The sequence below is a fragment of the Mesorhizobium sp. M7A.F.Ca.AU.001.01.1.1 genome (assembly GCF_004022735.1).
GTDB lineage: Bacteria > Pseudomonadota > Alphaproteobacteria > Rhizobiales > Rhizobiaceae > Mesorhizobium > Mesorhizobium ciceri.
The window spans coordinates 1-12,398 of sequence record NZ_RZPF01000096.1 but is presented as its reverse complement, the minus strand read 5'-3'; the positions used below and the strand labels follow the sequence as shown (position 1 = coordinate 12,398).

13 protein-coding genes and 3 pseudogenes are annotated in these 12,398 nt (G+C 60.0%); 5 read left to right on the top strand and 11 right to left on the bottom strand.

The window, feature by feature from the left end:
- The 3 genes and pseudogenes from EN884_RS08625 to EN884_RS08615 all read right to left on the bottom strand — a co-directional run.
- Positions 1 to 845 (bottom strand): ABC transporter substrate-binding protein (locus tag EN884_RS08625; RefSeq protein WP_245491915.1); only part of this gene is annotated, 845 nt, incomplete at its 3' end.
- 120 nt (positions 846 to 965) lie between these two features.
- Positions 966 to 1,319 carry a Rieske (2Fe-2S) protein gene (locus tag EN884_RS08620; protein WP_023809364.1) on the bottom strand — a complete coding sequence of 118 codons (354 nt, stop codon included), beginning with the start codon at positions 1,317 to 1,319 and terminating at the stop codon, positions 966 to 968.
- A gap of 11 nt (positions 1,320 to 1,330) precedes the next feature.
- Positions 1,331 to 2,412, bottom strand: a pseudogene (locus EN884_RS08615) (amidohydrolase family protein).
- A gap of 134 nt (positions 2,413 to 2,546) precedes the next feature.
- Between EN884_RS08615 and EN884_RS08610 the strand changes: the two are divergent.
- From EN884_RS08610 to EN884_RS39435, 3 genes and pseudogenes are all read left to right on the top strand, one after another.
- Positions 2,547 to 3,404, top strand: coding sequence for a LysR family transcriptional regulator (locus EN884_RS08610; RefSeq protein ID WP_027162028.1), 858 nt, complete (start codon positions 2,547 to 2,549; stop codon positions 3,402 to 3,404).
- Between the two features lie 205 nt (positions 3,405 to 3,609).
- Positions 3,610 to 4,566, top strand: a complete 957-nt coding sequence (locus tag EN884_RS08605; RefSeq protein ID WP_158515817.1) for a hybrid-cluster NAD(P)-dependent oxidoreductase — start codon at positions 3,610 to 3,612, stop codon at positions 4,564 to 4,566.
- A gap of 223 nt (positions 4,567 to 4,789) precedes the next feature.
- A pseudogene (locus EN884_RS39435) lies at positions 4,790 to 4,966 on the top strand (peroxidase); the annotation flags it as partial.
- Between the two features lie 322 nt (positions 4,967 to 5,288).
- Here EN884_RS39435 and EN884_RS08595 read toward each other — a convergent pair.
- From EN884_RS08595 to EN884_RS08560, 8 genes are all read right to left on the bottom strand, one after another.
- Positions 5,289 to 5,750, bottom strand: a complete 462-nt coding sequence (locus EN884_RS08595) for a DoxX family protein (RefSeq protein ID WP_338039906.1) — start codon at positions 5,748 to 5,750, stop codon at positions 5,289 to 5,291.
- 97 nt (positions 5,751 to 5,847) lie between these two features.
- Positions 5,848 to 6,327 (bottom strand): tetratricopeptide repeat protein, encoded by a 480-nt coding sequence (locus EN884_RS08590; protein WP_063170611.1) that lies wholly within the window; start codon positions 6,325 to 6,327, stop codon positions 5,848 to 5,850.
- Positions 6,328 to 6,355: 28 nt separating this feature from the next.
- Positions 6,356 to 7,327 carry an MBL fold metallo-hydrolase gene (locus tag EN884_RS08585; protein WP_027162032.1) on the bottom strand — a complete coding sequence of 324 codons (972 nt, stop codon included), beginning with the start codon at positions 7,325 to 7,327 and terminating at the stop codon, positions 6,356 to 6,358.
- Positions 7,328 to 7,421: 94 nt separating this feature from the next.
- Positions 7,422 to 7,649: a DUF680 domain-containing protein gene (locus tag EN884_RS08580; protein ID WP_063170610.1), complete on the bottom strand. Its 228-nt coding sequence runs from the start codon at positions 7,647 to 7,649 to the stop codon at positions 7,422 to 7,424.
- A gap of 59 nt (positions 7,650 to 7,708) precedes the next feature.
- On the bottom strand, positions 7,709 to 7,954 hold the full coding sequence (locus EN884_RS08575; RefSeq protein ID WP_063170609.1) for a DUF680 domain-containing protein: 246 nt from the start codon (positions 7,952 to 7,954) through the stop codon (positions 7,709 to 7,711).
- A 282-nt stretch (positions 7,955 to 8,236) separates the two neighbouring features.
- Positions 8,237 to 9,079 (bottom strand): anti-sigma factor, encoded by an 843-nt coding sequence (locus tag EN884_RS08570; RefSeq protein WP_063170608.1) that lies wholly within the window; start codon positions 9,077 to 9,079, stop codon positions 8,237 to 8,239.
- A complete protein-coding gene (locus EN884_RS08565; protein WP_027162036.1) occupies positions 9,076 to 9,618 on the bottom strand; it encodes a sigma-70 family RNA polymerase sigma factor in 543 nt (180 codons plus the stop codon). The genes EN884_RS08570 and EN884_RS08565 overlap by 4 nt, the downstream gene beginning before the upstream one ends.
- 560 nt (positions 9,619 to 10,178) lie before the next feature.
- The gene (locus EN884_RS08560; RefSeq protein WP_206516556.1) at positions 10,179 to 10,760 is read right to left on the bottom strand and encodes a GNAT family N-acetyltransferase; all 582 of its coding nucleotides are present in this window, start codon (positions 10,758 to 10,760) and stop codon (positions 10,179 to 10,181) included.
- A 132-nt stretch (positions 10,761 to 10,892) separates the two neighbouring features.
- Here EN884_RS08560 and EN884_RS08550 point away from each other — a divergent pair.
- Together EN884_RS08550 and EN884_RS38950 are read left to right on the top strand one after the other, a co-directional pair.
- Positions 10,893 to 11,255, top strand: a pseudogene (locus EN884_RS08550) (saccharopine dehydrogenase C-terminal domain-containing protein); the annotation flags it as partial.
- Positions 11,256 to 12,034: 779 nt separating this feature from the next.
- Positions 12,035 to 12,232 carry a cytochrome ubiquinol oxidase subunit I gene (locus tag EN884_RS38950; protein WP_063170606.1) on the top strand — a complete coding sequence of 66 codons (198 nt, stop codon included), beginning with the start codon at positions 12,035 to 12,037 and terminating at the stop codon, positions 12,230 to 12,232.
- The last annotated feature ends 166 nt before the right edge of the window (positions 12,233 to 12,398 follow it).

Below are 12,398 nucleotides of genomic sequence, written 5' to 3'. Positions count from 1 at the left end.
GGATTGCGTTTCAACATGCCGAGGGTCTTGAGGTCGGCGCGGCCGATATAGTCCACCTCCCCCGTGGATAGCGCCGCCATGCGAGCGGCGAGATCTGTGATGGCGATGAACTCCACCTCGTCGAGATAGGGCTTGCCATTCTTGAAGTAGTTTGGATTGCGCTTGAGCTTGGCCGAAACGCCGGGCTGGAAATTCTCGAGGACGAAAGCACCGGTGCGAACGCCTGAAGCCCAATCCGCCTTGCCGTCCTTGGCCGGCATGATGACCAGATGGTAGTCACTCATGATGTAAGGGAAATCGGCGTTGCCGCTCTTGAGCGTGAAGACCACCGTTTCCGGGCCGTCCGACTTGACATCGGCGACGGAGTCCAACAGCGACTTCGCCGCCGATTTGGTGTCCTTGCCCATGTGATATTGCAAGGAGGTCACGACGTCATCCGCCTTCACGGTCTTGCCGTTGTGAAAGGTTGCGCCTTTGCGCAGCTTGAAAGCCCAGGTTTTGGCTCCATCCGAAGTTTCAAAGCTCTCGGCGAGGTCCGGTTGGACATTGCCTTTGGCGTCGACCTCAGTGAGGCTGTTGGACAGCGAGCCCGAAAATGCGGTTTGTGTGAACGTGTCGGGGTAGCCGGCCGGATCGATCGAATCCGTCGTCGCGCCATGAGCCATGCCGAGCTTGGCGAAGCCGCCCTGCATCGGTTCGGCCCGCGCCGTGCTCACGAACAGCCGGTCGGCGGCGGCAACGGTCAGGCCCGCGGCCAGCCCAAGATGAATGAAGTCGCGGCGGGAAACCTTGCCGCCTCCGACCAGGCTTTGCGCGATACCAAGCTTGTATTCAGATTCTGACATTTGACTCTCCCATTGCGGAGTTCCCCGCGTTATTTCTCGTCAAGCACCGGCGAACAAATCTGCTTATTGGCTCCGCCACCTTTCCTTCGAATTTTTCCAATCCCAATCGGCTTGCGCCAATCAGGCCGTCACGTAGATGCCGCCGGCTTCGACGGTGACTGGAAATGTGCGCGCGCGAACGGAGGGATCGACCAAGGCCGCGCCTGACTTGATGTCGAACTCCCACCCGTGCCAGGCGCATCGAACGATCTCGTTTTCGCGATGATAGATGAATTGCGCCTGTTCAACGGGCGCGGTTGTGCCGCATTGCGGCCCCTCGCAAAGCGGAGCGCCGCGGTGCGGACAGACATTCAGCAGCGCGTGGAATGAATCTCCGATGCGGAAAATCCCGACCGAAAGGCTGCGGATCTTGGCGATGAACGGAGACCCTGTTTCGATCTCGTCGACGCGGCAGATATATGTCTTCTCGGGCATCGTATGCTTCCTCAGGCGGCATTCGCGGCTTGCGCGCGGGGGATGCGTTTGTAGACTTCCAGCGCGTTCAGTCCCATGATCTTGCTCTTCCATGCAGGAGGGATTTGCAGCGTGTTGGCATCGTCGTAATCCCAGTGCGGATAGTCTGATGCAAACATCAGCGTGTTTTCGCCGTCCATCGCTTCGAGCGTGGACCAGAGATGTTGGATGTTTGCAGGCTGCTCCAGCGGCTGCGTGGAAAAGCGGATGTTGCGCCGGCAATATTCAGACGGCAGCATCTTCAGCCATGGCGTCTCCTTGCGCAGCGCTTTGTAGTCGGCGTCCAGGCGCCAAAGGACCGACGGAACCCAGGCGACGCCGCACTCGATGATCACGAAGTAGAGGTCCGGCCATTTCTCGAAGACGCCATGGGCGATCATGCTTGCCACGTGCGACATCGCCGACATGTGCAGAATGGCATGCGTTTCCCAGAAGAATGTCGTCGGAGCAGGAGCAATGGCAGTTGAATTCACGCCGCCATGCCCGCCCAGATGAATGGCGAATGGCAACCCCACTTCCGCGCAGGCTTCGTAGATCGGATGGTAAAACGGGTCGCCATACGGCTTGACGGACCCCTGGGAGGCGAGAACCTGGACCATGCGCGGATGGCTGCCAAGACGGCGTATCTCGGCGGCAGCGAGCTTCGGATCCTGTGGCGCGATGATGATCGAGCCCATGAACCGATCGTCTTTCGGCAACCACTGATCGATCTGATAATCGTTGTAAGCGCTGACCAGAGCGCTGGCATAGTAAGGGTTAGCCAGGGTCGACGCCTCGATAGGCTCATCGCCGGCAGGATCGCCACGTCGACTTTGTATTTGTCGAGGTGCTTCTCTTTCATGATGAAATAGTTGTCGGCTTCCGTTTTCGGACGGATGTCCTTGCGGGAAAAGTCCTGCGGGTGGAACCAGGGCCGATGACCATGCGGAAAGGCCCCAACGGGCCCTGTTTTCTCGCCCTCGATGAACATGTCTTTCCACAAGCCGGAGAGATAGGGCTCCAACACAGTAGCGCTTGACCAGTAATTATGACAGTCGCAGTCGACTATGAACACTTCTTCCGCTCCGTATCCGTATCTCGTCCCGGCGGCGCTGCCGGCCGCTGATGTGCTACAGCTTCCGCCTTGAGTATTGTTTGATCAAGCTTATGATACGTGGAATATGATCGAGTTTTTCGATTGGAGATTTCATGCAACTTGATCACATCGAGACCTTTCTGGACATCATCGAATCGAGAAACTTCAATCGCACCGCGGATCGGCTAGGATTGACCCAGTCGACGATCAGCACCCGCATCAAGAACCTCGAGAGCGCAATCGGGTCCGAACTGTTCCAGCGCGGACGCGCTGGGGCGGAACCGACCGCCGCAGGACGCCGGTTCGAAGCTTACGCAAGATCCCTGCTGTCCACATGGTCGCAGGCTCGCCACGATGTCCGGGCGTTCAATCGTTTCGAAGGCACCTTGCGCGTCGCCGCGCAGGTCGGGATGACCCGCTCGGTTTTGCCGGGTTGGGTGGAGACGCTGTGTCAGGCTCTTCCCAAATCGTCGATCCATGTCGAGTCGGATTATTCGAACCAGATGGTCAGCGACCTAAGCATGGGAAATCTCGACATCGCTGTGCTTTACGCCCCACGATACCTACCCGAAATCTCCTATGAACATTTGATGGTTGAGGAATATGTGATGGTTTCCACGGTAGCCAGAACCCTCTCCGAGGTCGATCCTGAAACCTATATTCGTCCTGGCTATACGGTCCTGCTGGAGAAGGCCCATGCCGAATTGCTTGGCGAGTTGGCGATCTGTCGCCTTTCCATGGGATCAGAAACCTTGGCGGAGATGATGCTACGGCGCGCGGGCGGGACCTGCTATATGCGAAGTGACGATGCGCGCAGGTTCGCCCTCGAACGCCCATCGTTCATCGTCGAAGGTGCTCCGACCCTGCATCAGCCGGTACACACGGCCATCCTGGCGCGCCGCAAGCACGAACCGATCATCCGCAAGGGAATCCGCGCCCTTCACGTTGCCGTGATGTCATTGGATATGTAATCGAAATAATCGATCATAACGCGGGAGGGAGGCTCCTGTTATGGCGGGCCTGGAAATGGCATCTTGGCTCTACTTTAAACCGAGATGAATGATGAACGCACACGTTGGGACCCCCGGCCTCCTCCCGATGATGCGTCATCGGCAATGGGCACAAACCACATCGCAGCTCGTACTCTGCCGTCGTGTAATCGAGGAGACGCCCGATGTGAAAACTTTCGTTTTCACATCCCCGACGGATCGGATGTTCTGCTTCAGCGCGGGCCAGTATGTGCTCGTGCACCTCAAGATCGAGGGTGCCGCGGTGACGCGCTCCTACTCTGTTTCCTCACCACCGACGCGACCGCTCGACCTGCAGATCACGGTGAAGCGAACACCGGGCGGCCTGGTTTCGAATTGGCTCCACGACAATTTGGGGGCGGGCGACGAGGTCGAAATCGAAGGGCCGCTCGGCTCATTCAATCTCGATGACCTGCCATATGAAACGCCGCTCTTCCTTTCGGGCGGCAGCGGGATAACGCCCGTGATGTCGATGTTGCGTGCGCTTACCGACCGCGCAACCGACCAGGATATCTCCTTCATTCATAGTGCCAGAACGCCAGGTGATATAATCTTTCGACGGGAATTGGACGCACTTGCCTCTCGCTTCCCCAACGTGCGGGTAACGTGCGTTTGCAGCCAGGAAGATCGCACCTGGAGGGGGCCAACTGGCCGAATAGACAGTCAGATGCTGCTGACCCTCGTTCCCAATCTCCACAGGCGCACCGTTTTTGCCTGTGGACCCGAAGGGTACATGAAGACGGCACGGGCCTGCCTTCACGCAATAGGCTTCCCGCCGGCGCAGTATCACGAGGAGAGTTTCGGAGGCAGCAATGGTTCGCGGTCGGAATTGGCTTCAGCGATTTCGTCTTCGGTCCGTTTCGCCCGCTCGGGCGTGGAGCATCACTGCGCGCCCGGAGAGACCCTGCTTGAAGCGGCACGGAACTGTGGCATCTACATCCCAACCGCCTGCCAGCAGGGCGTTTGCGGAACGTGCCGAATAGCCAAACTATCCGGCGAAGTTGCCATGGACGATCTAGGCGGGCTGAATGCTGAAGATAAATCGGCCGGCTATGTCCTGGCATGTTGCAGCCGCCCGCAAGGAACGGTTTTGCTCGACGTTTAACTCGGCGTTGTTGACCTTTGAAAAGGCCGCCTTGCGCGCGCTTGGCCTCGAGGGTCTGGTCTCAAAATGTTGCCGCCGCCGTCGAAATGGGAGCAGAGCCGCCCCCCTTCCTCCTGGTTTTCGGGTTTACCACCCGCGCACCCGTGGCACCGTTCGACTTATTCCAACCCTTACTGAGCTACAGACGCGAATGTCAGCTTTAGGGCTCGAAACGTGGCAGCGCATTGGCCGGCCGCCAGGCAACTACGATCGGTTGCTGGACTTCAGCCGCGCGGTCACCGGCACATTGTTCTTCGTGCCGGCGACGACATTTCTGGAGAACGTTGCGACCCGGGAAGCAGTCACCTCGACCGCTGGTCCGGCCCTGTCGGACGGATCTATTCGGAGTCATCGTAAGTAGGTCCGCCAGACCATACAGTACGAGGAAACGGCTTGGCGACCCGTACAGAGAACGCTGACCCTCAGCGACTAGCACATCTTATCTGTCAACTGGTTACGAGGCGGTTCGCCCAAATTCAAGAAGCTAGGCCAGCCATTCGCTGACCGCATTTATCTTACACCCATTGGCAGCTTTGCGCCTCAAATCGGCCGATAGGGCGGCCCTATCCGTGCCGTTAAGCGGACGTCGATGAACGGCACGCCAAGAACGGCTTGCGCCATCTGGTCACCCGAGGCGTTTGTGGCGTGCCGAGTTGATATGAGACCCAGCGTCTTGGTCGAAATTAGAACGGGAGCTTGATATCGCCCACCGACAAAGGGCTACCGGCCGCTATGAGCGCGGCAACCGTCTCTCTGTCCTGTTGCCGGCGCCTCATGAGTCCGTTCAGCACCCTGTCGAGAGATATCGCGCCGGCTCCGGCGATGGCGAGGACGAACATGCCGCCCGCTATGGCGAGATCCTTTTCCAAATGCAGCAATTCGTTCTGGCTGGCGAAATTGGTGTGGAACAGGGCTGCTGTTGCCAAACAGAACAGTCCGAGCGCGACCGCGCCCAGACGCGTCAGCAGGCCCAGGCCGATCGAAAGACCGGCTCCCAGCTGCAGCGCTATGGTGGCCATCAGAAGCGGCAGGCTGACGCCGAGGGCGGCCATGGCTTTTGCGGCACCGTCGAAATGGATCGCCAGCTCAACGCCTTCATGCACGAAGAGCAATGAGAGCAGCAGGCGACCCGTCAGCAGGGTCAAGTCGGTGAGATGTAGTTTCAAGGCGATTTGTGTCGTTGTCACGATTGGCTCCAGATAGGAAAGAGGGCAGGCGCCGCACGACGGCGCCCGCCTGGCTTCATTGGGTCACTTTGGTGTCGATGGCCTTCTGCAGGTCTGCGCGTTCCTCGCAGCCTGCCGGGCAGAGCTGGGTCAGCGATGCCAGCTGCTCCCTAGCTTTGGCCATGTCGCCGGTCTCGACATAGAGTTCGCCGAGATATTCGCGCGCCGCCTTGTGGTCCGGCTTCAGTTCGAGCGCCTTGGTGTAGTAGGTCAGTGCCGTCGTGTAATCGCCGGTCTTGCGCAGCGTGAAGCCGAGCAGATTGTAGACGTCGGCCTGCTGCGTGTCCTGCGCCAGGTCACGAAGATCGGCCAATGCACCCTTATAGTCCTTGGCATCGATCTTGGCTTTTACTGCGGTGAGGTCGGGCGCGTCGTCGCCTTCAATGTTGTCCACGGCATAGGCCGGCCCGGTGACGGCGACCGGAACGGCAGTCAGCACGGCAACGGCGCCGAGCAGCCCGAACAGGTTGTGCCTGTTGAAGAGGGAAGGTTCCATTGTCTTTCTCGCTTTGGGATTGCCGCGCTTAAATTTGCACGGGGGTGAAGCCGTAGGCGTTGCCGTCCTTGACGAAGGTGCCGGTGCCCGGGAACGGGAAGTGCGAACCGGAGATGCGGATGTTGTCGGCAATCACGCGATCGATCAGTTTGTGGCGCGTGGTAATGGCCGTCGGCCCATCCTGGTCGTAGGTGCCTTGCCAGTCCGGATGCGGCGCCAGTAGTGCCGGCACATACATTGTGTCTGCCGAAATCATGATCTGCTCCTTGCCGGAGTTTGCGAGGTAGACCGAATGGCCTGGCGTATGACCGGGCGCGGCGATGATCTGCATGCCAGGCGCCACTTCGGCGCCGTCCTCGACCAGCTTCCAGTTCTTCCATTTCGGGAAGTTTTCGGCGATGCGCTTGCCCGCCGGCTTGCGCCCTTCGGGCAGCTTTGCCAGTCGGCCGGGGTCGGTCCACCACTTGTATTCCGTGGCGTTGACGATGAGCTCGGCATTGGGGAACACAGGCGCGCTGGTCCCCTTTTCCATCAGGCCCCAGACGTGGTCGGGATGGAAATGCGAGATCATGATGGTGTCGATAGTCTTGTAGTCGATGCCAGCGGCGGCCATGTTGGCCGGCAGATGGGTGGCATTGGTTTGCCATTGGCCGACGCCCGAACCGGCATCCATCATAATCACCTTGCCGTTCATCTTGAGGACGACGACGGTGAGCGGGATAGGCATGAAGTCTGTCGTCAGGCCGGCCTTGGCAAGGGCTGCCTTGGTGTCCTCGACGGAGACATCCTTGATGAAAGCTGGGTCGTGCGGCTTGCGCCAGATGCCGTCATAGATGGCGGTGATCTCGATATCGCCGACCATGTATTTGTAGAAGCCAACGGCCGGCTCGACTGCTGTTTCGGCGAAGGCAGGACGGGTGAATTCCAACCTGCCGGCGAGGCCGAATGCGGCAGCGGCAGTTGCGGACCCAAGCAACGTGCGACGTGTCATGTTAAACATGATGATCTCCTGTGTTAAGAGGTGGGGGTGGCGGAAAGCCAAGCGTGGCCCTCCGTCCTGATTGCCGAACCTATCGGTCCTGACCGGATGAAACTCAGTTGCCCCAGATGCCTTGGCCGTACTGCGCCGGCACGCTGGCATCGGCACCACCATGGATCTTCTTGACCTCTCGGATCGAGCTGGTGTGCGAGGTGTCGATTTTTGAAGCCGAATGGCTGGCGACCGGCTGGCGGGAAGTGTTCGAGCCGTAGTGGTCGCTGCCGGCGAAGGCCGTGCCACTGGCAACGAGGATGGCGGCAGCGGTAAGGACGATCTTTTTCATTGAAACAGTTCCTGATCTTGAGGATTGAGAGAAGTTGTTGTTTGGAGGTCGAGGCGCGTTCAGCGGCCCCAGAGTCCGTCGTTGTTGTGCCGGTTGATGATGTCCTGAACCGACCCCTGGCTCGGCCCGGTCGTCACCTTGGAGTCGACGCTGTCCTGACGCGGCGTGGAGGGAATGGAAGCAGTAGCGTTGGTGTCGACGCTGGTGGCCGGCTGGTTGGAGTTGGTGGCGCCATGGTCGCTGCCGGCAAAGGCAGCGCTTGAGGCAAGCAGCATGGCAGCCACGCTGAGAGCGAGCTTGGTCATTTTGGTAGATCCTTGTTTCGTTTCTTGGTTGCGTGCCGGGAAATTGGCCCCGCTAACAACAAGACTCGCCAAGACATCCCTTTATTCCCGGGTGGCGCGAAATTCTTTTGGAGGTCCCAAAATCAGGGACGGCGGCTGTCGGGAACTGGGCCAGCCGACGCTGCACGCGCACGTCCGAGGTCGGCACCATGCTGGTGCCGTGGGTCTGTCTGACCGCGAAGTAGCCGAGCCAGCGGTGACGTCGCACTTGATATTGGCTGAAAAGGTTTGGGCGGTCGGCTATCAGCCGGTCACGGTGGCGGCGCGGAAGCGCGCTACGAAATCGTCCAGCTCCGGCCGCTCCATGTCGGAAATCGCCCAGTAGGAGAAGGCGCCGTCGCTCCACTGCACCAGCGAAAAACCGCCCTCAGAGAGATCGACAGGGTCGGTCACAGCTCCGGCTTTTTGAGGCTCGGCGACAAGGGTGATCAGATGCTCGCGGTGGCGATAGACCAGTGCCGGCACCGCCCGGCCGCCGATGACCTCGACCCTGCCACCGATGAGTGCAAATCCGTCCTTGGCCATGTCCGGCGCCGGCGGCGAAAGACCGAGCCTTGCGTCGAGCCAGGGCTTCACCGTGTGTCGGTCCGACGAGACGATATCCACCGGGCTCATCGCCAACAGGCTGCGCTGGTGGCCGCTGGCTACCCCTGCGGCAAAGCCATCGGCTACGCCAGGCTGGATCGCCCATTGCGTTGCACCGCTGGCCAGCACCGCGCTGAGCATGATAGACGCCGCCATGGCGCGCCAATCGAATGAGCCGAAGTTGCGCGCCGACCACCCCGTTCGATTTGCCTTCGCTGGTGCCGTCGGCGATTTGGGGCGCAGTACCTCGACATTGCCGGCAGCAGCCATGGCTGCGATGCGCGCGCTGAAGGCGTCGCTGACTTGCGGCTTCGGAAGTCCGGCCACAGCCCCTTGCAAGGCCATGACGCGGGCATGTTCGGCCGCCAGCTTGGGGTCGGCGGCTATGCGCCGCTCAACGGCTATGGCCGCGGCGGCGTCAAGCTCGCCATCGACCAGCGCGTGCAGCATCAGGTTCATGCCTGCGGCATCCTCGGGCAATCCGTCGTTGTGCGCGCTCATTGCGCCCTCCCAAGGCCAGAGATCAGCAGGCCACGCGCCCGCGCCAGCCGTGACATCACCGTACCCATCGGCACGCCTAGCATGGCCGCGATATCGCGGTAGGCGAGGCCATTGATGTCGCGCAGCACGAGGGTTTCGCGAAACGGCTGCGGCAGGGCGGCGATCGCGGCTTCGAGTGCTACGGTATCTGCCTTGGCGATCAGGGTCGCCTCCGGGCTCTCGCTGTCGGGTGGATCGGCTGCGTGAGCGGAGCTCACCTCGTCGAGATCGGCGAGATCGCCCACCGAGACGATGCTGCGCGGGCGGTTCCGCGCCAGCCATGTGTAGCACGCATTGCGCACGATGGTGAGCAGCCAGGCGCGTGCATTGCCGCCGGCATAACTGGCGATGCTGGCATGTGCCTTCATGCACGCGTCCTGCACGACATCCTCGGCGTCGGTGGCATTGCCGGTTAGCCAACGGGCCAGCGAAAGCGCGTCGGCGAGATGAGGCATTACCACTTCGCTGAAGCGGTCGGCCTGCGCATTGCTGCTTAGCATTGGTGTACCGTGATATGCGCCTCGCCTTGAGTGCCCAGGAAGCGAAGATGGTTCTGTCTTGCAAGCGAACCCAGCGGAAGTATTTAGGGTCGCCAGCTGCGGTGAATGTGAAGGCAACTGTTTCATCGATGTCAATCACACACTGGACCGCAACGATTCATCCACCCCGATGCGTTCTCGCATCCGCGGCGTCTGAGCGCTCTCGATCCCGACTGGGCAGGACGTTTAAGGCAGACAGGCTGGGAGCCGCAAGCGGCCAACGCGTCGCCTTCACCTGGGAATGCGTCGACCATTGCCGTCGCGGTCGTCAGTGTGTGGGGTTGCAGGGGGACGTTCCTTCAAGGTCAATCAGCAGCGTATGCATGGAAGACCAGGGCGGGCGGCGTTTTATTCCCGGATAGCGAAAAATCTTCTTCGCAATGTAAATTGGTCCGCCCGAGCCAGCTTTTCAACGCTCTTTAGCCTGCGATATCAACCTTCCAGCTCAGCCGATCAGAGCCGGTCGAAATTCGGGCATTGCCAGAGCAAGGGTTTTGTCCATCACTTTAGCCAATTTCCGTCTAGCCGAGAATGAGGCGCATGGCGCAGCGCCTGCTTGCCGGCATCCCGTGTTCGATCTCCCGACGCAGTATTTGACGAAGCCGGTCTCCCGCATGCGTCTCGCCCAGCACCTGAAAGCCCAGCTTCGGATAGAAAGGCGCGTTCCAGATCACATCCCGAAACGTTGTCAGGGTGATCGCGACAAGGCGGCGCTCCCTCGCATCTGTGATTGCTTTTTCGAGCAAGGCGCGTCCGATACCTGAGCGTTGTCGGTCAAGGCGCGCAGCTAGTTCCCAGATGTGCAATGTGTCGTCCTGGATCTCCGCGCTCAGGAATGCGACCGTCCGGCCATCCTGCTCCACCGCTACCCAGCATGTGCCCTTGGCGATAAGTTCACGGTGACGCTCGACGGTTTGGTTTTCGTCATCGGCAATCCAGGCCAGCTCCGCAACTTCGCGGTAAGCGTCACCCTCCGACTGTTCGATATCGGGTAGTGCGTCCGCGTCAGCTACCTGCGCTAAATGGTGGTCATGGAGTTGCCGTCGTGGCTTCCAGGGTTCTGCAGAGAATAACGTTGGAGTGTCCCTCCGGCCAATCTGCAAACTCAGCTACACGCACAAAACCGGCCTTTTCATACAATCCTGGCGCCTGGAAATCGTGGCTCTGCACCCAGATCCGCCGAACACCCCTAATGGCAGCCTCGGCGGCGAAGGCGTCCAACAACTTTCGCGCATATCGTCGACGGGATAGATGAACTTGGCGTGCTTCTTTAGGGCCATTCAAGAAACGCGTTTTGGTACGGTTCGCAGCTCGCGATTGAAGACACGACAGCTCGTGCCCCATCACAATGCTACTGGGCTTCAGGTCACGTCGGCTGTGCTCGCAGGCATGGTCTGGGCGCTTGACACCCCGAGGCCGGCATCGTGGAAGTTGAAGATCTGGACTTCCGGCGCTGCCTGGAGATCCAGAAGCCCTATCTTGGCTCTCTCGTTGGTGTCTATACGGACTGGACGCCTGTGGATGGCCGGCCTGGGCTCTTCCCGGAGGACATCGACACATCCGATCCCTGGCAGTTCCGGAATGTGCTGGTTTCATGATAGCCGCCGGGCAGGGCAGCGGCGAAACGGGTTTCTGCTCCGGCAAAGCTGCCGACATGGTTCTCTCCCGGCGCGGAGGCAATTGGCGTGGACCGACGATTCCGTACGGAAGGTCTCGTCCAACTCGAGACGTTAGAGTTGGCAATAAGGAAATTGACCTGATGGATCTCACCACACGGCTTGTCGTCGCGATCGGGCTTGGCGCGCTTCTTATCGGGGCGTTCATTCTCATATAGCCGAATGTGACGTTTCAAACGCCTTTCACGCGTTACATTGCCTGTCGTGCGGCAATTCTGGCGGGACTGGACGGCAGCATCGATTTCTCGTCCTGCCGTCGCTTGTCCGTTGGTCGGATCGCCCTGTGCCTACCCAGAGAAGCGCTTTGACTAAGCGAGCTGCAAGCCCACCGAAGCATGGATCGCCGCAGACGGTTCCCATCGCCCCCGGGGGTCGTTGCGCAGCTAAGCAGCACAAGCACGCAAGCTAGGTGCGTGCTCTATCGCCTCTGGCGCGGTCACGCCTGAGAGTTGCAAGCCGTACGACGCGGCAGAACAGCTGGTTTCAAAATCCGGCATCGACACCGTCGCCAATTCCCATAGCTTGACCACGGCACTGAAAACGCGCTCCCGCCACAGCCGCCGCTACTACGGAAGGTGATGCGATTCTCGCCGGCTCGCCTGCATCCAGAGGGACGAGGACTTCGATCCTGTATTGCTATCGCGACTGCAGTTCGGCTGGGTCATCGGCTGGCACATCCTGCTGCCGGCTATTACTGTAGGATGGCCGCGTTCATCGCGATGCTGGAAGGCCTCAATTTCTTGACCGGAAGGGACATCTATCTCCGCATCTCGACGTTCTGGATCAAGATATTCTCGATTGCGTTCGGAATGGGCGTCGTCACCGGTGGCGATGGCCCAGGACGGCTTGAAGGCGCGGATCGAGGAGATCATGCCGAAATTGAAACGGCGGAAGGGTGAATGAGACGGCTTGCAGTTGCGCGCACGCGTACGCGTCCACCGAATGTGACATTAGCGCAACCTGATTGAGCTAACGAACACGCGAACAGAACAGTCGCTTGACGATCAAGGCAGACTGCGACAGCGTTTGCCGTCCGGGGGTAAGCGGCGCACGGCTCGTCGAGAG

Bases quoted from the DNA above. Each gene is read 5' to 3' on its own strand.
- EN884_RS08620 (WP_023809364.1), bottom strand. From the start codon at position 1,319: ATGCCCGAGAAGACATATATCTGCCGCGTCGACGAGATCGAAACAGGG.
- EN884_RS08580 (WP_063170610.1), bottom strand. From the start codon at position 7,649: ATGAAAAAGATCGTCCTTACCGCTGCCGCCATCCTCGTTGCCAGTGGC.
- EN884_RS08610 (WP_027162028.1), top strand. From the start codon at position 2,547: ATGCAACTTGATCACATCGAGACCTTTCTGGACATCATCGAATCGAGA.
- EN884_RS38950 (WP_063170606.1), top strand. From the start codon at position 12,035: ATGGCCGCGTTCATCGCGATGCTGGAAGGCCTCAATTTCTTGACCGGA.
- EN884_RS08585 (WP_027162032.1), bottom strand. From the start codon at position 7,327: ATGTTTAACATGACACGTCGCACGTTGCTTGGGTCCGCAACTGCCGCT.
- EN884_RS08590 (WP_063170611.1), bottom strand. From the start codon at position 6,327: ATGGAACCTTCCCTCTTCAACAGGCACAACCTGTTCGGGCTGCTCGGC.
- EN884_RS08565 (WP_027162036.1), bottom strand. From the start codon at position 9,618: ATGCTAAGCAGCAATGCGCAGGCCGACCGCTTCAGCGAAGTGGTAATG.
- EN884_RS08570 (WP_063170608.1), bottom strand. From the start codon at position 9,079: ATGAGCGCGCACAACGACGGATTGCCCGAGGATGCCGCAGGCATGAAC.
- EN884_RS08575 (WP_063170609.1), bottom strand. From the start codon at position 7,954: ATGACCAAGCTCGCTCTCAGCGTGGCTGCCATGCTGCTTGCCTCAAGC.